Annotated in this window: 15 protein-coding genes and 1 pseudogene; 3 read left to right on the top strand and 13 right to left on the bottom strand. The window is 58.1% G+C overall.

Translation table 11 applies throughout. From position 1 onward, the window contains the following. Positions 1–65: 65 nt before the first annotated feature. Positions 66–1,982 (bottom strand): citramalate synthase, encoded by a 1,917-nt coding sequence (gene cimA / locus ABQ278_RS17545; RefSeq protein ID WP_349322323.1) that lies wholly within the window; start codon positions 1,980–1,982, stop codon positions 66–68. Positions 1,983–2,054: 72 nt separating this feature from the next. Between cimA and ABQ278_RS17540 the strand changes: the two are divergent. Continuing rightward, positions 2,055–2,486 (top strand): annotated as a pseudogene (locus tag ABQ278_RS17540) (SDR family oxidoreductase); the annotation flags it as partial. 268 nt (positions 2,487–2,754) lie between these two features. Here the strand turns inward: ABQ278_RS17540 and ABQ278_RS17535 are convergent. The 4 genes from ABQ278_RS17535 to putA all read right to left on the bottom strand — a co-directional run bounded on the left by ABQ278_RS17535 (position 2,755) and on the right by putA (position 7,985). Beyond that, positions 2,755–3,984, bottom strand: a complete 1,230-nt coding sequence (locus ABQ278_RS17535) for a type II toxin-antitoxin system HipA family toxin (protein ID WP_349322322.1) — start codon at positions 3,982–3,984, stop codon at positions 2,755–2,757. Further along, the gene (locus ABQ278_RS17530) at positions 3,981–4,232 is read right to left on the bottom strand and encodes a helix-turn-helix domain-containing protein (RefSeq protein ID WP_349322321.1); all 252 of its coding nucleotides are present in this window, start codon (positions 4,230–4,232) and stop codon (positions 3,981–3,983) included. The genes ABQ278_RS17535 and ABQ278_RS17530 overlap by 4 nt, the downstream gene beginning before the upstream one ends. A gap of 252 nt (positions 4,233–4,484) precedes the next feature. Continuing rightward, positions 4,485–4,796 carry a peptidylprolyl isomerase gene (locus tag ABQ278_RS17525; protein WP_349322320.1) on the bottom strand — a complete coding sequence of 104 codons (312 nt, stop codon included), beginning with the start codon at positions 4,794–4,796 and terminating at the stop codon, positions 4,485–4,487. A 120-nt stretch (positions 4,797–4,916) separates the two neighbouring features. Continuing rightward, complete coding sequence (gene putA, locus ABQ278_RS17520; RefSeq protein ID WP_349322659.1) at positions 4,917–7,985, bottom strand: bifunctional proline dehydrogenase/L-glutamate gamma-semialdehyde dehydrogenase PutA; 3,069 nt, start codon at positions 7,983–7,985, stop codon at positions 4,917–4,919. 126 nt (positions 7,986–8,111) lie between these two features. Here putA and ABQ278_RS17515 point away from each other — a divergent pair, with 126 nt between their 5' ends. Continuing rightward, the gene (locus tag ABQ278_RS17515) at positions 8,112–8,567 is read left to right on the top strand and encodes an Lrp/AsnC ligand binding domain-containing protein (protein WP_349322319.1); all 456 of its coding nucleotides are present in this window, start codon (positions 8,112–8,114) and stop codon (positions 8,565–8,567) included. 54 nt (positions 8,568–8,621) lie between these two features. Here the strand turns inward: ABQ278_RS17515 and ABQ278_RS17510 are convergent, their stop codons facing one another. From ABQ278_RS17510 to cyoA, 8 genes are all read right to left on the bottom strand, one after another. Then, positions 8,622–10,175 carry an outer membrane beta-barrel family protein gene (locus ABQ278_RS17510; RefSeq protein WP_349322318.1) on the bottom strand — a complete coding sequence of 518 codons (1,554 nt, stop codon included), beginning with the start codon at positions 10,173–10,175 and terminating at the stop codon, positions 8,622–8,624. Then, the gene (locus tag ABQ278_RS17505) at positions 10,094–10,858 is read right to left on the bottom strand and encodes a TonB-dependent receptor plug domain-containing protein (RefSeq protein ID WP_349322317.1); all 765 of its coding nucleotides are present in this window, start codon (positions 10,856–10,858) and stop codon (positions 10,094–10,096) included. Before ABQ278_RS17505 ends, ABQ278_RS17510 begins: the two co-directional genes overlap by 82 nt. Positions 10,859–11,065: 207 nt before the next feature. Continuing rightward, positions 11,066–11,281: a helix-turn-helix transcriptional regulator gene (locus ABQ278_RS17500; protein ID WP_349322316.1), complete on the bottom strand. Its 216-nt coding sequence runs from the start codon at positions 11,279–11,281 to the stop codon at positions 11,066–11,068. Continuing rightward, positions 11,281–12,084: a hypothetical protein gene (locus tag ABQ278_RS17495; protein ID WP_349322315.1), complete on the bottom strand. Its 804-nt coding sequence runs from the start codon at positions 12,082–12,084 to the stop codon at positions 11,281–11,283. Before ABQ278_RS17495 ends, ABQ278_RS17500 begins: the two co-directional genes overlap by 1 nt. 146 nt (positions 12,085–12,230) lie before the next feature. Continuing rightward, entirely contained in the window at positions 12,231–12,662 is a 432-nt protein-coding gene (gene cyoD / locus ABQ278_RS17490; protein ID WP_349322314.1) for a cytochrome o ubiquinol oxidase subunit IV, read from the bottom strand. After that, a complete protein-coding gene (gene cyoC, locus ABQ278_RS17485; RefSeq protein WP_349322313.1) occupies positions 12,662–13,318 on the bottom strand; it encodes a cytochrome o ubiquinol oxidase subunit III in 657 nt (218 codons plus the stop codon). Before cyoC ends, cyoD begins: the two co-directional genes overlap by 1 nt. 1 nt (position 13,319) lies before the next feature. Next, complete coding sequence (gene cyoB / locus ABQ278_RS17480) at positions 13,320–15,386, bottom strand: cytochrome o ubiquinol oxidase subunit I (protein WP_349322312.1); 2,067 nt, start codon at positions 15,384–15,386, stop codon at positions 13,320–13,322. 6 nt (positions 15,387–15,392) lie between these two features. After that, positions 15,393–16,475, bottom strand: a complete 1,083-nt coding sequence (gene cyoA, locus ABQ278_RS17475; RefSeq protein ID WP_349322311.1) for a ubiquinol oxidase subunit II — start codon at positions 16,473–16,475, stop codon at positions 15,393–15,395. Positions 16,476–16,866: 391 nt separating this feature from the next. Between cyoA and ABQ278_RS17470 the strand changes: the two genes are divergently transcribed. Next, entirely contained in the window at positions 16,867–17,325 is a 459-nt protein-coding gene (locus ABQ278_RS17470; RefSeq protein WP_349322310.1) for a hypothetical protein, read from the top strand. Positions 17,326–17,346: the final 21 nt, after the last annotated feature.

The raw sequence follows: 17,346 nt of genomic DNA, 5'->3' as shown, positions 1-17,346 counted from the left end.
ACGCCGCTTCTCGGATTCGCCGGCGCTTTCAGCCGCAACTGCCTTATGCGTATATGGGGATAGCCTTAAGCAGCCGGGTTCTGACGCTTCATCAGGTGATACGAGATCGCATCGTAGAGCGCGTTATAGGACGCATCGATCACGTTGTGGCTGACCCCGACCGTGGTCCAGGTTGCCCCCATCTCATCGCTGCTCTCGATCATGACGCGGGTCAGCGCGGCCGTGGCTTCCGAAGGCGTCAGGATACGCACCTTGTAGTCCGTCAGGTGCATCGCGGCCAGCGCCGGATAGTGCGGCAGAAGCGCCTTGCGCAGGGCGGCGTCGAGTGCGTTGACCGGACCGTTGCCTTCGGCCACCGTCATCACCACCTCGCCCTTGATCGCGACCTTGACCGTGGCTTCCGACAGGGTGATGTGGTTACCATGGGCGTCGACGCGGCACTCATCGAGCGCACGATAGCTTTGCAGGTCATAATAGCGCGGGATGAAGCCCAGCGTCTGGCGCGCCATCAGCTCGAAACTGGCGCCGGCGTCCTCATAGGCATAGCCTTGGGCCTCGCGCGCCTTGACCGCCGTGACCAGATCACCGATGCGCGGGTCATCCGCCGCCACGTCGATACCCATCTGCTGCAAACGGCTGAGGATATTGGCGCGGCCGGCCTTGTCGGAGACCAGGATGAGGCGCGCATTGCCCACAAGCGCGGGATCGATGTGCTCATAGGACCGGCTGTCCTTGCTCATGGCGCTGACATGCAGGCCACCCTTGTGCGCGAAGGCGCTGCTGCCGACATAGGCCGCATGGCGATCGGGCGCGCGGTTGAGCCGATCGTCGACCAGGCGCGACAGCTTGCCGATCTGCGTCAGCTTTTCAGCGCTGATGCCGGTATCAAAACCCATCTTGAGCATCAGGGTCGGGATCAGGGCGATCAGGTTGGCATTGCCGCAGCGCTCACCGATGCCGTTGATCGTGCCCTGGATCTGGCGCACGCCAGATTCGACCGCCGCCAGCGAATTGGCGACCGCCTGCTCGGTATCGTTATGACAATGGATGCCGAGTTTCGCATCCGGCAGGGCTTCGCGCACCACAGCTACGATCTTGCGCACCTCTGACGGCAGCGAACCGCCATTGGTATCACACAGCACCAGCCATTTCGCGCCGGCCTCATGGGCGGCACGCAAGGCATCGAGCGCGTAGCCGGGATTGGCCTTGTAACCGTCGAAGAAGTGCTCGGCGTCGAAGACCGCCTCACGACCGCTCGTCACCATATGGGCCAGCGAGTCGCCGATCATCTTGAGATTTTCGGCCTTGGACACCTTAAGCGCGGTCTCGACCTGCCAGTCCCATGCCTTGCCGACGAGGCAGACGGTTGGCGTATCGACGGCCAGCAGATCCTGCAAGCCGGGATCATTGGAGGCCGAACGGCCGGCGCGGCGCGTCATGCCAAAGGCAGAGACTTTTGCGAATTTCGACAGCGGACGATCGGCAAAAAAAGCGTCGTCGGTCGGGTTGGCGCCGGGCCAGCCGCCTTCGATATAGTCGATGCCAAAGGCGTCGAGCGCAGCCGCGATCGCCTGCTTGTCCGCTACCGTAAAGTCGATACCCTGCGCCTGCGCGCCATCGCGCAAGGTGGAGTCATAAAGATATATCCGTTCAGCCATGGCGCCATTTAGCCTGAACTGCCCCGCACAGCAAGCGGCGGTCGTTTTCTTTTGGTCGACGCGATGGACGTTGAGGATACGGACCTGTGGGTCGAGCGTCTGGCCCTTCATGACGCCGACGCCTTCGGTAGGGGATACCGGCATGTGCAGGATCGATCGCACAATGTCCATGCCCTCGACCACATGGCCGAAGGCGGTGAAGCCCTCCGTATCGCCTGAGGTGGCGCGGCGGGCGTCGAGAAAACGCATGTCACCAATGATGATGAAGAAGTTCGCAATCGCGATGCCCGGTGCGAAGCGCGCCAGTGAAATCACACCGTCCATACAGCGTCAGATTTTCAGTGTAGTTTCGTAAGAACAAGGCATGCTGTGTCCGGTCTGTGATGCCTTTGAGGTCATCGACAAGGCGGTGTCAATGTAATCGGCTACTTCCTGGCGATCCGGGAAGCTCTCAAGCTTTTTGGCGAGAGCGGCGGCAGCATCATCAACATCAGCTCGATCCTCAGCACTGCCCCCTATCTCGCGTCCAGCGTCTATGCCGCGACCAGGGGGGCCGTCGATACGATGACCTTCGCGCTGGCCCGTGAACTCGGACCGCGCGGCATCCAGGTGAACTCGATCCTGCCCGGTCACACGAATACACCTGCGACCGATGGCAATTTCGCGGGCGAATTCGGCGAGAAGCTGATTGCCGGAACACCACTTGGCCGCTTCGGCGAGCGGGAAGATATCGCACCTGCTGCAGTGTTCCTGGCATCCGACGACGCGCATTGGGTTACCGGTGAATCCATCCGCGTCGCCGGCGGCGTTCGCGGTGTCGGCTACTAACTGACACCTCAATATCAATGTACTAATCAGCGTCCGGTCATCTGACCGGATGCTGATCTTTTCCCGCTGCAGAACAAGCTCATCAGCTGGATGATCCCACAGCGTGTCTTCGATCATCGTCTCGAACCGAGCATCTTATGAAGCGGCAAAAATCGCGGCGCCGCCACAATAGCGCCATACCTAGAAGCAGTCACATCGAATAAATAAAGCCAAAGCGAACATTCTTACTATGCAGAGGATGAACTCCAGGTCGTCATTAGCACCCGAGTTACGGCGTGCCACGACCGAGCGATTGGCTTAGGCCAATGCCCCATTGCGCTTCCATGCTTGCGGCGACATTCGCAAAGCTCGGATCATGCCGAGCATATATCTTCAACTCGACCAGTACTTCTGAAACAGCAGTAGCAACCCGATCGACGATTACCGCCACGTCCTTTAAAGACAGTCCACAGCGCAGGGTGCCAAGCCTTGTCAATTGTCGGATATCCGGCCATTTCGTTGTCCCGTCCAGGGTGAGCGCCATTACATCTTTTGACAGGTATGCCGTGGTTGTCACGATGTCATAGACATCGGCAAGGCGGGGTGCTCCAGCGACGTTATCATATAACAACGCAAAGTTTTTCAGGTGCGCATCGCCATTGCGAACGGCCACATTCAGAACGAACAGGGTGAAGAGCTTTCCCAGTTCAACGTGTTGGAGTTCGCCCGGTATAAAGTCCTTGAGGCGTTTAAAAACGGCGGTCTCGTAGCCACCTTCATATTTCCGATCTGCCCCCTTCGCGTTCAGGACACAAAAGTCCTCAATACCCATATAGCTACCGTCGCTTCGCAAGTCGAAGCGATCTATGACCAAAGCCGAAGCATCTTCGGATAGCCGGCGACGCGGTACGGTAAGTCCTGCCTTCTCAGCTGCCAGAAGGCAAAAATACTCATTTGCAGCCAAATGAGGATACTCAGCCGGGTCCCAAAATTTCACGATATGGGTAGCCCCCTGAATGCTGGACGAACGACGCCCTTTAAGAACGTCGGCCTCATTCTCGTCGCGTATCATGACCTTTGGCTGGACACCGGCAATCCCCGAATAGGCGGCAAAACGATCCATCATGTAGTCGAATAACTGCCTATCTCGGCGATGATTTAAGACCTCATCGACCGACTGAAACGGGACCTGATCATCCAGGTCAGCATCGGGTGCCGTATAGCGCAGCCGGCCGATTTGGGAGCGACCGACGACAGACAAAAGATCCAGAGCATCGAATGTGCCGGTGGCTTTCGCAAAGGCCAGACGCAATTTCTCTTTGAGGTAGCCTTCCGGTAAATTCATCTCGAAGATAGGATGTATGCCGAACGCCTGATCCCAACTCGCCAGGCGGACAGGCATAGTCATCGACACGGCTCGCTCGGTGGCAGTATCAGGGGCATAGGCGAAAGCAGCTCCGCTACCTCCATGCCGGTCAAGCAACCCGGCACTGATATTGTCGCTCCACACCCTTATCATTGTCCGGTCTCCCGCTGAAGATCCTCTAACGTCGGCCGCCCGGTGTTGGCCTCTGTGATGTGCAGGTCAAGCTTCAGAACATTGAGAATAGCCATGACTTTATTGAAACCGAGTTCGCGTTGAGCGCCGGTCTCAAGAGCGGTAACCGTCGCACGACTAACGCGGGCACGAAGCGCTAACTGTGCTTGTGTCAACCCGGCGCCCTTCCGTCGTTTTGCGATAGACTGTCCAAGGGTTTCGAGGTCCATTACGAATGTCCAGTATGTTAGGCATTAAGCTTTAATGCAATAACATTGCCTAACATACAAGGCATTACTAAAATGTCAAACACACTAAATATAAATGAATATATTCAACTTATTAGCTAACATACTAGGCACAAAAATTTGACACCCATACCATCACGCCAATATTTAATGGTATCATATTAGCTCACAAGTAAGAATTTAGTGGCCGAATGCACGTTCAAATACGCTGTGATATCAGCGACTTACATTTTCTCATTGCACCCAAATTGCACCCGCGTCCGTGTAAATATCTGATTTTATTAAGGATGCTGTCCAGTCCATCATGGCGCGGTAAAAGACGGTCCCGTCCAGTTTGTGCTGATCAACATAGGCGAGGAAGTTGGCCGTCGTCAGGGGGGCGCGTTCGGCTTCGAGCGCAAGCACGATGGGACCGGCGGTGGTCTCGATACTGACGCTCACGGTCGCGGGCGCGACCACCGACGTCGTGACCGCGCTTTCGTGCGTCTGGGCCAGACCTACAGATGGCAAAAGACAGATAACGGCCAGCAAAAGCGCGTTGTACATGAGATCTCCTGATCATCCGGTCCGACTGTAGGCGAACGACGCGCCAGATCAAGGTCTGCAAAAGACAAAGCCCCGCGCGCCTGGGGGAAAACGCGCAGGGCTTTGCAGGCGAAACAGGACTCAGACGTCTGTTTCAGCCAAAGACAGCAGGGTGGCATTGCCGCCTGCCGATGTGGTGTCGGTCGAGATCGTGCGCTCGGAGACAAAGCGCATCAGGAAGTGCGGACCACCAGCCTTCGGGCCGGTGCCGGAGAGGCCCTCGCCGCCAAAGGGCTGCGAGCCGACCACGGCGCCGATCATCGAGCGGTTGACGTAGAGATTGCCGACGCGCGCCATCAGCCCCACCCTGTCGGCGGTGGCCTTGATGCGCGAATGCAGCCCCATGGTCAGGCCGTAGCCCAGCGCGTTGATGCGCGCGACAAGGCTATCCAGTTCGCCGGCCTTCCAGGTGACGACGTGCAGCAGAGGGCCAAACCACTCCTGTTTCAAGTCTTCGAGGCTATTGAGGCGGATCAGGGTCGGGGCGACGAAGGTTCCTGTATTATGCGGCAGCTCAAGCGCGTGCACCCAGTTGCCCCTGGCCGACTGACGGTAGGCTTCCAGCCTGTCGCGCGCGCCGGCGTCGATCACCGGGCCGACATCAGTGCGGATATCGGCCGGATCACCGATGACCAGCGTATCCATGGCGCCCTTGAGCATGGTGATGATGCCCTCAGCGACCTCTTCCTGCACGACCAGCAGACGCAGCGCCGAACAGCGCTGACCGGCGCTACGGAAGGCCGAGGTGACGACATCGGCGACCACCTGCTCCGGCAGGGCCGAGGAATCGACGATCATGGCGTTAAGGCCGCCGGTTTCCGCGATCAGGGGCACGATGGGGCGGTTGTCATCCTTCAGCAGGTTGCGGGCGATGGTGCGCGCTGTCGGCATGGAGCCGGTGAAGGCGACGCCGTTCACCTGCGTATGGCCGATGATGGCGTCACCGACCTCGACACCGCCGGGCAGGACATGCAGGACGTCGTGCGGGATACCAGCCTGCCAGGCCAGCTCGACGGCGCGCCACGCGATCAGAGGCGTCTGCGGCGCCGGCTTGGCGATGACGGCATTGCCGGTGACGAGCGCGGCGCAGACCTGACCGAGGAAGATGGCCAGCGGGAAGTTCCATGGCGAGATGCAGGCGAAGACGCCGCGGCCGACAAGATGCAGTTCGTTACGCTCACCCGTAGGCCCCGGCAGGATTTCCGGCTTGATCTGGGTGCGTGCCTGAACAGCGTAATAACGACAAAAATCGACGGCTTCGCGCACTTCGGCCAAGGCATCGCCCACCGTTTTGCCGGCTTCGCGCACGGCCAGTCGCATCAGCTCCGGACGGTTGGCTTCGAGGAGATCGGCCAGACGCTCCAGACAGGCGGCACGTTCCTCGACCGGACGCGCGTTCCAGGCGGGCGCGGCAGCGGCGGCCGAGGCGATGGCGCGGTGCACATCGGCAGCGGTCGCCTCAATGACGGTGCCGACGACCGAGCCATCAGCGGGGTTCAGCACGTTGCGCGCTGTACCCGTGACCGGCTGGCCAGCCACCATGGCCGCGGCCTTAAGCGGCGTCGTGGGCACGTTGATCGCCGTCATCACCTGCGCCAGGGTTTCGGTGTCGTTCAGATCGAGACCCGCGGAATTGATGCGTCCGGGAAAGAGATCGCGCGGCAGGGCTATGGCTGGGTGCGGACGGCCTTCGACGGCCTTGATATGGGTGGCAGGGTCGGCCAAGAGCATGTCCTCCGTAACGGTGGCGTCAGCGAGTTGATGAACAAATGAGCTGTTGGCGCCGTTTTCCAGCAGGCGGCGCACGAGATAGGCGAGCAGTTCGCGGTGGCCGCCAACCGGCGCATAGGTGCGGCAGCTATAGCCTTCCTGGCGGACAAGGCGCTCATGCAGGCCTTCGCCCATGCCGTGCAGGCGCTGGAACTCGAAATCGCGGCGATCACCCGCCCAGTCGATCAAGGTGGCGACGGTCAGGGCGTTATGACCGGCAAAGGCCGGGAAGATGTGCGAGGCATCGAACATATCGTGCGCGCAGGCGAGATACGAGACATCGGTCGCCGCCTTGCGGGTGAAGAGCGGATAGTCGCTCAAGCCCTCGACCTGCGCCTTCTTGATCTCGGAATCCCAATAGGCACCCTTGACCAGACGGACCATCAGCTTGTTGCCGGTGGAAGCGCCTAAGGCTTGCGCCCAGGCAATGACCGGACGACAGCGCTTGCCATAGGCCTGCACCGCCATGCCGAACCCTTCCCAGCCCTTGAGCTTGGGATCACGCGCCACGCCTTCGATGATATTGAGCGACATCATCAGGCGTTCGGTCTCCTCGGCATCGACCGTCAGGCCAATGCCGTGACCGGCGGCCTGACGGGCGAGCTCACGGATCATGTCGGTCAGTTCGGGCACACAAGCTGCGGCATTCGCCACTTCATAGCGCGGATGCAGAGCCGACAGCTTGACCGAAATATTGTGCGCCTTGCCCTTCGGCGACGTGCCGACGGCCTCGATGGCGTTGCGGTAGGAGTCGAAATATTTATCCGCATCTTCACGGGTTCGGGCGGATTCGCCCAGCATGTCGAAGCTGGCGGTGAAGCCGGCATTTTCCGGCTTGGCGGCGCGATCAAGCGCCTCGTGGATATTACGGCCCATGACGAAGACCGACCCCATCATCTTCATCGCGGCCGCCACGCCAGCGCGGATGAAAGGCTCACCGGCGCGCGCCAGCAGGCCCTTCAGCGCGCCGCCGTCTTCGGCCACCAGGGCACGGGTCAGGACCAATCCGAAGGTGGCGGAGTTGACGAGGCCCGAGGATGACTTGCCGGAATGCGCCTTCCAGTCAGCATCGCCCAGCTTGTCGCGGATCAGGAGGTCGGCGGTGGCGGCATCGGGTACACGCAGGTAAGCTTCGGCGAGCGAAAGAAGCGCTACGCCTTCCTGCGTATTCAGGCGGTATTCCTGCAGGAAGCGGTTGATCCAGCCCGTGTCTTGCGCGGCGCGCAGATCGTTGAGGATGAGCCCGGCCTGAGCGAGCACGCGACCGCGCGTCGCGGCATCCAGTGTGGCGGCGGGCAACAGCCCTGCCAGCACCTCGGGCTCGGGCGCCCGAAGCAGGGCTTCCATCTTCGAACGGCTGATATCGAGCGCGCTTGTCATGGTCACTGGCCACTCCCTGAAATCTATATCTCTTGTATAAATCCGAATTGACCGAATGTGCTTGGTATTTTAACCTCCAGAACCGAAGATAATTTTTCCTATTGGCACTTTACCGAAGATATTGACATGCTCGACGAGATGGACCGCCGCATCCTGCGCACCCTTCAGGACGATGGCCGTATCACCAATCAGGCCCTGGCGGAGGCCTGCCATATCTCTGCGGCCGCGTGTTTTGACAGGGTGAAGCGGCTGCGCAGCAAGGGCTATATTCTGGGCACCATGGCGATTCTAGATCCGGTCAAGCTCGATTGCGCCCTGATGATCTTCGTCGAAGTGCTGCTGGATCGCACCACGGGCGGGCTGTTTGAGGAGTTTGCCCGGTCGGTGATGCGACACCCGGAGATCATGGAGTGCCATATGGTGGCCGGCGGCTTCGACTACCTGATCAAGGTGCGCGTGAAGGATATGGCCGCCTACCGCGCCTTTATGGGTGATACCCTGGTCAGCCTGCCTGGCGTGCGCGAAACCCGTACCTACGCGGTGATGGAAGAGGTCAAGAACACCATCGCCCTGCCCGTGTGAGCAGAGGGCGCTATCGCTCTGAGTAAGACTACAAAAGCTTGCGCCCTCTCCTGCCTAATTCGCCGGTGCGGGCATCGGCCCAAAGCGACTGAATTGCCGGCTAAGACCGATCATGAAGGTTGGGGACTGCTGGTTATTCACGGAGCGGGTTTGCAAAAGTGGTGTATCAATGACCATCACTCTCCCGGTCTGGCGGAAGAGATCTTCGACCGAAAAATCCAGGTCGATCTTCTCGGTCAGCTTGTGGCTATACTGGATGTTGGCCTGGCCGGAGCCGGTCGTATAGCCCTCACCGGTGAACGATCGGCCGATCATCCTGTAGGTGGCGAAAATACGGTCACCTTTCGGGAAGGTATAGGTGACAGACAGACTGCCATCCGCGGACGTCACCGACTGGACACCGGTGATCTGAGGATTGCGCAGTTGGCTGTGGGTCAGGGTGGCATCGGCGTTAAACATCAGCTTGTTGGCGATCTGCTGGCTGTATTCGGTCGAGATGCCATAGGCGGACTGGTGACGCCAGTTCACGCGCATGGTTTGGGTGACGATATTGCCAAGGCCTTGCGGGTCGGGCACGATCTGCGAGACCGTGGCAATGGTGCGACTGTCGCCGCGCCAGAAAGCGCGCACGGCATAGGTCCTCCCCTTTCCGTTAAATTCATAGCGGCCCTCGATGGCATCCCTCTCTTGCGGTTTCAACCCCGGATTGCCGGCATCTACTGACGTATCGGAATAATAGACGATGTGAGGATTGAGGTCTGCTGCCTCCGGCCGTTGCTGGCGGTGGGTATAGTTGAAGCGCAGTTTTTGTGCGGGTGATATGACATAGGTGGCAAACAGGCTCGGATTCAGGCGGCCATAATTGATATTGCCTTTGGTACGATAGGTCAGGTCGTTGGTCGTGAGATGAAGCACCTCGCCGCGCAGTCCGACCAGAACCGTCCAGCGGGGGGTAAATTCGCGCTGGAATGTTGCGTAAAGCGCCGACACCACCTGATGGGAGCGGAAGTCATTGGTCAGAAGGGGATTGACCGTCAAACTGTCGTCGGTGTCTCCGGGCCCCAGGATACGGCTGTTGAGTGTGTTATCCTCGACATCGACCTCGCCGCCCAGGGTCAACTGGTCATCGCCAAATGGGGTATTATATTCGGCGTGCAGGTTTGACTTTGTCTTGTCGTTACGCCGATCCTGGGTCTGTATCCGGGTGCCCGTATTGCCCGGGAGGGTCGAGATGAGATAGGTATTGGCGCTGCGGTAATCGTTTTGACTTGTGTTACGCGCCAGGCTGCCGTCGACCTTCAACGTCTCGTCAGGCTTTTGACCATAGTGGGTGTAGTTGGCGGACAAGCCTACACTTTCATTGATGAAGGTGCCGCTGCCAGCCTGTTCGAACAGGTTGATAACCGTACCATCAGCCGCTTTACTGACGTCATCCGACCGGTTGAACGAATCTGACGGCATGCGATTGTAATTCAGCGCCGCCGCCATGACATCATTTGCCCCCAGATCATATTGCAGATTGGCGATCAGGAATGGTCCACGATAACGTGAACGTCCCTCACCCTTTGAACTGGACGCCTGCAGGGTCGCGCCCGTGCTGTCCAGCACCGAAGTTTGCGCCTCGGAACGAAGTCCATCTCATTGTCGATATAAGTGCCCATCAAGGTCATGCTCAGCTTGTCCTTGGTAATCCCCAGGAACGCTGCCTCCAAAGACCCCGCCGGTGAGCTATATCTGGCGCTCACACTGCCGAACATGCCAGGCGGCATGTTGCGCTGAGTATTGATATTGATGATCGGCGCGCCATCACCCGAAGACTGTTGCGCCCCAGGATTGGAAATCACCTCGATCGTCGAAATATAGGCTGAGGGCATCGACCTCAGCGCTAGGCCGCGATTGTCTCCGGACAACATCAACGAGGGCCGTCCGTTCAGATACACGACCACATTGCGCCCGTGGTAGGTGACATTGCCCGACGGATCGACATTGACACCCGGGATTTTGTTTAAGGCGTCGGCCGCGGTGCCGGTCTTCGCGTCCAGGTCCTTGCTGACGTCATAGACATCACGGTCGTTGGGGACCTTTTTCTTGCCGGTGACCGTGACGGTCGTGGTGTCCGGCTTCACGACAGATGATGTGTCGCCGCCGGACGTGTCAGCCTGTGACGGTTCGGCCTTAGCCGATTCAGCCTGTGATTGGCCGTCCGTTGTCTGTGACAAAGCCGGTGTCTGCAAGCCGAGCCCCGATGCCAGGCACGTGGCTGCCAGTAATATATGGATGGATCGTTTCATACCTTCCCCCTCTTCAAGTATGGACTTTGACAAACCCGTCACCCCGGGCCGCAAGGCGAACGGCCAGATTCAATCAAAGCGTGTTTCAAATTTCTTTTACACGCTTTTCAAAAAACGGAACGCACTTTTGCAAAACGCTTTACATAATAGCGCCTTGGATCAGCCGGCAGCAGAGCGCCTCAAACTCCGTAACGTCTTTTGTATTCTTTAGGGCTGCGGCGGTTTTTCCCGGCGCAGGATATCCCCGGGCTGGCAGTCAAGGTAGTCGCATATGCGCTCAAGCGTCTCAAACCGGACACCCTTGACCTTGCCTTGCTTGAGAAGGGATAGATTTGCTTCGGTAATACCCAGATAGGCGGCAAGATCTTTCGATTTCACATTACGCTCGGCCATCATGACATTAAGGACAACGCGGATTGGCATCAAATGATCTCGGCATGGTCGTCGACAATCTTCGACGCCTTGGCCATCACAGTGGCGATGACGGTGAGCGTAAAGGCATAAAGCCAGATCAGAAAACCAGAGAATGTCTTGATACCGACAACAGCCGCATTGGCTTCAAAATAGTAGGGCATAGAGAAAGCAAAGGCGTGGCTTGGTTGCCAGGCCCTGACAATCAGGACATTAAGCCAGGTAACGGCAGTAGAAAATGCGGTTGCGAGCGCCGGCATGCAAGGCGTTAAGAGTACGTACAGAAGGCCGGTGATCGCGAAATTACGCATATGGCGGGTGGTAGCGGCATTGAAATACCTACCTTGCGCGAGGCTGCTCAGGCAGCGGGAAGCCTCTATAAGACCCCACGCCAAAAGGAAGACGGGGAGGCTCCAAAAGACGGGCCGGATCGCAGCGTTGAACCAAGTCCCAAACGTTTTCTTCGCTTTGTTCGCCGTGGCGATCTCGTCGGCGCCCGATGTTTGCGGCAGCCATGCGCATTTCGAAAAGTCTGCGCCCGTCTTTTTTGAGAGTTCCGGACACGTCATATCCAAGCGCTTCTCGACCGGCGGTGAGGTCGTAAAATGGCCGCCACTTGTTTCAACACCAAAGGACCAGTTGACGGGCCCCGTCGCCATGGAAATCGTGCCCAGGGTAACCATCAAGATTGCATAGAGCGCTACGATCACGGCTGCTGTCGCCGAAGCTATGCTCATAAGTCGCGTCAGCGCTGAAACTCCGCCTTCTCGCACATCTTGAAGCGACTTATGCATCATGGCGCCAGCATTGATCATCACGACCCCCTAATTACTCTCTATAAATTATCGTAAAACAATAATTTATATCTGTCAATCTGACTTTCCACGCCTAACCGACATGAAAAACGGCGGTCTTCGCAGGGAAGACCGCCGTTGGGTAGATTGAGCCATGACACGGTGGACTATTCCACGGGCATCATACCGGGCATCATATTGGTGTTCAGGTGGTACATGACCCACAGCGATCCAACGATCAGGATGCCAACGATTAGCACCGTAAAGACGAAGGCTGCATTGTTCCACATCTGGCTCGATGAGGTGTTCATGTGCAGGAAGAAGTAGAGGTGCACCATAATCTGCACCACGCCGATCGCGACGACGACCGGTATAAGGCTTGAGGCCGGCAGCATGTGCGCCATGGTCAGACCAAACGGGATCGCCGTCAGGATGACCGACAGGATAAAGCCGATCAGATAGGACTTGACCGTGCCGTGACCGGCCGTGTCGTGGTGGGCGTCGTTGTGCGCCACCTCGGCATGGCTCTGATCGATATCGACCGGCTTAGTGTGGGGCGCCTTCGGCGTCTTCGGCTTGGCAGTATTGGGCGTGCTCATTATGCGGCTCCCATCAGATAGACGATCGTGAAGACACCAATCCAGATGATGTCGAGGAAGTGCCAGAACAGGCTCAGCGTCATCAGGCGGATACGGTTGGCGGGGGTCAGGCCGCGCTTGAACAGGTGGACGAACATGGCGCCCATCCAGATCAGGCCGGACGTGACGTGCAGACCATGGGTGCCGACCAGGGTAAAGAAGGCCGACAGGAAGGCGGAGCGGTCCGGACCTGCGCCTTCATGGATCAGGTGCGCGAACTCATAGATTTCCATGCCCATAAAGCCAAGACCACACAGGGCGGTCATGGCCAGCCAGCCGATGACGCCCTTCAGCTTATTGGCTTCCATGCTGATCATGGCCATGCCGTAGGTAAGCGACGAGATCAAAAGCAGCGCCGTTTCGATCGCCACATAGCTGAGGTCGAACAGTTCGCGGCCATTGGGGCCGCCGGCGGTTGCGTCTTTCAGAACCGCATAGCCCGCAAAAATCGACGCGAACAGGATGCAGTCGCTCATCAGATAGATCCAGAAGCCTAAGGTGACTTTGGGACCTTCATCATGATGATCACCGGCGTGGTGGGCATCGTTCGGATTGTGGTCGTAGGCGGAATCGATCTGATTTTCGTAATGATCGACGGGGTTGGCTGGTTTGCTCATCTTATTTTCCCGCCTTTACAGGTTGGCCCGCCAGCTTGAGATTGGCGAAGTGCGCGTCCTCGATGGCCTTGACCTTTTCGGCCGGCACATAATAGTCGCGGTTTTCATTGAAGGTGTGGGCAATGCCAAGGCCAATCATGACCAGCAAGGCGCCGCCCGCCATCCACCAGATGTGCCAGACGAGACCAAAACCCAGGCCGACGCTGACAATACCGATCAGGAAGCCGCTATAGGTATTGTGCGGCATGTGGATCGGCTCATAGCTTTTCGGCTGCACATAGGCGGTTCCGGTTTGCTTGGCGTCCCAGAAGGCATCGTGATTGCCAACCTTCGGTACGACGGCGAAGTTATAGAACGGCGGCGGCGACGACGTCGCCCATTCCAGTGTGCGGCCACCCCAGGGATCGCCCGTCAGGTCGCGCAGTTCGTCCTGCTTCCAGATGGAATAGACGATCTGGACGACTTGGGCGATGATGCCGACGAAGATCAGAAGGGCGCCACACAGGGCCACGATCAGATAGATATGCCAGACCGGATTGTTCATGAAGTCGAGGCGGCGGGTCATACCCATCAGGCCGAGCGCATAGAGTGGCAGGAAGGCGATATAGAAACCGACCAGCCAGCACCAGAACGACACCTTACCAATACCGACATGCAGCTTGAAGCCGAAGGTCTTGGGGAACCAGTAGTTCAGGCCGGCGATGCAGCCGAAGACCACGCCGCCGATGATGACGTTATGGAAGTGGGCGATCAGGAAGACCGAGTTGTGCAGCACATAGTCGGCGCCAGGGACGGCCAGCAGAACGCCGGTCATGCCGCCGATGACGAAGGTGATGATGAAGCCGAGCGTCCACAGCATCGGCAGTTCGAGGCGAATGCGGCCACGGTACATCGTAAACAGCCAGTTGAAGATCTTCACGCCCGTCGGGATCGAGATGATCATCGTGGTGATGCCGAAGAACGCGTTGACGTTGGCCCCTGCCCCCATCGTGAAGAAGTGGTGCAGCCAGACGATAAACGACAGGACGCCGATGGCCATGGTGGCGTAGACCATGCCGTCATAACCAAACAGACGCTTGCGCGAGAAGGTGGCGACGACTTCAGAAAACACGCCAAAGGCCGGCAGGATGAGGATATAGACTTCGGGGTGGCCCCAGGCCCAGATCAGGTTGACGTACATCATGGCGTTGCCGCCGCCGTCATTGGTAAAGAAGTGCATGCCAAGATAACGGTCGGCGCCCAGCATGGCCAGGGTGACGGTCAGGATCGGGAAGGCCGCGACGATCAGCATATTGGCGACGAGCGTGGTCCAGGTGAAGACTGGCATACGCATCAGGGTCATGCCCGGCGCGCGCATCTTAAAGATGGTGGTGATCAGATTGACCCCGGAGAGCAGCGTGCCAAGGCCGGATATCTGCAACGCCCATATATAGTAGTCGGTGCCAACGCCCGGCGAGAACTCTATCTCAGACAAGGGCGGATAGGCCAGCCAGCCGGCGTGCGAGAACTCGCCGACGACCAGCGAGACGTTGATCAGGATGGCGCCGGCTGCGGTCAGCCAGAAGCTCATGCTGTTGAGATAAGGGAAGGCAACGTCGCGCGCACCGATTTGCAGCGGCATGACGACGTTCATGAGACCGATGACGAACGGCATGGCCATAAAGAAGATCATGATGACGCCGTGGGCCGAGAAGATCTGGTCGAAGTGATCCGGCGGCAGGTAGCCCGCGCCGCCATTCGACGCCAGGGCCTGCTGGGTGCGCATGAGGAGCGCGTCGGCAAAACCGCGCAGCAGCATGATCAGCGCCAGGATGATGTACATCGCGCCGATCTTCTTGTGGTCCACGCTCGTGAGCCATTCGGTCCAGAGGTATTTCCACTGTTTGAAATAGGTGACGAGCGCCACCACCAGGACGGCGGCGCCCACCATGCCGCCGCCGGCGATCATGATGATGGGTTCATGCCACGGAATCGAATCAAGGCGCAGCTTGCCGAAGAGGAAAGCTACGAGCGGCGAAACGTCCGCCGTGGAGGCCGCGTGCGCGGCAGGTTCTGCGTGCGTTAACATGTGATACTAGCTCTTGATCGCTGTGGGCGATGCGGTGACGGCAACGGCCTGTGTCTTGACAGATTGAGTCGTAACGGATTGCGTCTTGGATACAGGCGTTTGCGGCGCAAAGGTCTTGTTGATTTTTTTAGGCTCTTCGCCGGGTTTGCAGATTTCGGCGTCCGGCGCGATGTTCTTCATCATCGCCATGTTCATGGCGTCTTCACGGCACATCTTGCCGTCGGTGCAGTTGTTGAGCACCTTGTGGAAGAGCATCGGCTCAACCGTGGCATAATAGGTCGGCTTGAATTCCATGCCTGGCTTGGCGAGTTGCGCGTAGGCCGCCGCATCGAGCGGCGCCGGCGCGGCCTGCGCTTTCGCCACCCAAGCCTTGAAATCAGCATCATTGAGGGCGACGGCGCTGAACTTCATGCCGGCGAAACCATGGCCGCTGTAGTTGGCTGAAATACCTTCGTATACCCCCGTGTGATCAGCGCGCAGGTTAAGCTGAGTTTCCATCCCGGTCATGGTGTAGATCTGGGAACCAAGCTGCGGGATGAAGAAGGAGTTCATGACCGTGGCAGAGGTCAGCTTGAAATGCACGGGCGTGCCGACCGGCACGGCCAGCTCGTTGACGGTCGCTATATTATATTCCGGGTAGATAAACAGCCACTTCCAGTCCAGCGACACCACTTCGACTTCAATGGGCTTGACATTGGGTTGGCTGACATGCGCCAGCGGTGCACGAGGGTCGAGTTCGTGGGTCGAAATCCACGTCACAGAACCAAGGGCAATAATGATGAGCGTCGGCACGGCCCAGACAACGGCTTCAATACGATTGGAATGCTCAAAATCCGGTGCGTAGGTCGCCTTCTTGTTGGAGGCGCGATAACGCCAGGCAAACCAGAAGGTCATGAATATCACCGGCAAGACCGGAATGAGCATGAGCAGCACGGCCAGAATGATGAGGTCTTTTTCCTGCATCCCGATGGGCCCCTTAGGGTCCATCACAACCATGTTACAACCGGATAGCATGAGGGCTGCTGCGGCCAGACCACCGAGCAGGACGACACGCTTTATATTGCGCTGCAGCGAAGACGGCGATGGCACGCCTCCGTGTTGAGAGACGTGAGATGTCATAGGCACCGAGTGAGAGTCCAATTTACACAACAGGAAAAAATCCTAAACCACACAAAGGAGTTAAAGCGTACTCGCGCAATTTTTTTCAGAAGTTTCACAGGCCTAAACAGGATTTTCACGGAACTGGCAAGTGTCATATTGTCGCACGAGCACACAATAATTTTTGCACATGCGTTAAAAAACATCGGTATCCAAGAGCGAGGGCGGGCCCGTAAAATCGCAACCTCATGGATCTTTACGTTTTTGTGATCAGTTTTTTGTAAGGTTAAGGGCGAAAAAACCGTTGCAATATCTGCTTTTAGCGATAGCATGAGCTAAATTGACGCAGGCGTTAAAATTATTTGACCCGGAGTATAAAAGCATGGAAACGACCAAGACCTACCCGCAAGTCTATCAGTTCGGGCCGGTTTTCAAAACCTTCCTGGTAATGGCCGCATTTGCCCTGATCGCCATCGGCGTTACCGGTGCGATACAGTCCTACGCCCGTATGGATGGTGTCGCCGCCCAGTTCGCCGGCATCCTACTCAGCATGATTCCCATTGCGGCCGCCCTCTTTGGCGCTCCGATGCTATGGCGCTGCAAGCTGACCCTGCATGAAGATCGCCTGGTGTATAACGGCCTGATCGTCGATGCCGTCATCCGCAAGTCGGACGTGCTTGAGGCCCTGACCCCTGCACCGCAATACGGCATGTTTCAGATCTTCCTGACCCTGGCCGGCCATCCGTTCAAGCGCCTGCACTTGGCGGTGCTTGGCCATATGGATGATGCGCTGGAGCGCTGGGTCAACGCCTTGCCCCACGGTCAGACCTCACGGGTTTGACAAGATCTTTCCAGTTTGAGA

The sequence above is a fragment of the Asticcacaulis sp. MM231 genome (genome assembly GCF_964186625.1).
GTDB lineage: Bacteria > Pseudomonadota > Alphaproteobacteria > Caulobacterales > Caulobacteraceae > Asticcacaulis.
The sequence above is the reverse complement of the archived record's forward strand: the minus strand, read 5'-3'. Positions and strand labels throughout refer to the sequence as shown.

Excerpts from the sequence above, each read along its gene's own strand:
- cimA (WP_349322323.1), bottom strand. The coding sequence starts at position 1,982 with ATGGACGGTGTGATTTCACTGGCGCGCTTCGCACCGGGCATCGCGATT.
- ABQ278_RS17535 (WP_349322322.1), bottom strand. The coding sequence starts at position 3,984 with ATGATAAGGGTGTGGAGCGACAATATCAGTGCCGGGTTGCTTGACCGG.
- ABQ278_RS17530 (WP_349322321.1), bottom strand. The coding sequence starts at position 4,232 with ATGGACCTCGAAACCCTTGGACAGTCTATCGCAAAACGACGGAAGGGC.
- ABQ278_RS17525 (WP_349322320.1), bottom strand. The coding sequence starts at position 4,796 with ATGTACAACGCGCTTTTGCTGGCCGTTATCTGTCTTTTGCCATCTGTA.
- putA (WP_349322659.1), bottom strand. The coding sequence starts at position 7,985 with ATGACAAGCGCGCTCGATATCAGCCGTTCGAAGATGGAAGCCCTGCTT.
- ABQ278_RS17515 (WP_349322319.1), top strand. The coding sequence starts at position 8,112 with ATGCTCGACGAGATGGACCGCCGCATCCTGCGCACCCTTCAGGACGAT.
- ABQ278_RS17505 (WP_349322317.1), bottom strand. The coding sequence starts at position 10,858 with ATGAAACGATCCATCCATATATTACTGGCAGCCACGTGCCTGGCATCG.
- ABQ278_RS17500 (WP_349322316.1), bottom strand. The coding sequence starts at position 11,281 with ATGCCAATCCGCGTTGTCCTTAATGTCATGATGGCCGAGCGTAATGTG.
- ABQ278_RS17495 (WP_349322315.1), bottom strand. The coding sequence starts at position 12,084 with ATGATCAATGCTGGCGCCATGATGCATAAGTCGCTTCAAGATGTGCGA.
- cyoD (WP_349322314.1), bottom strand. The coding sequence starts at position 12,662 with ATGAGCACGCCCAATACTGCCAAGCCGAAGACGCCGAAGGCGCCCCAC.
- cyoC (WP_349322313.1), bottom strand. The coding sequence starts at position 13,318 with ATGAGCAAACCAGCCAACCCCGTCGATCATTACGAAAATCAGATCGAT.
- cyoB (WP_349322312.1), bottom strand. The coding sequence starts at position 15,386 with ATGTTAACGCACGCAGAACCTGCCGCGCACGCGGCCTCCACGGCGGAC.
- ABQ278_RS17470 (WP_349322310.1), top strand. The coding sequence starts at position 16,867 with ATGGAAACGACCAAGACCTACCCGCAAGTCTATCAGTTCGGGCCGGTT.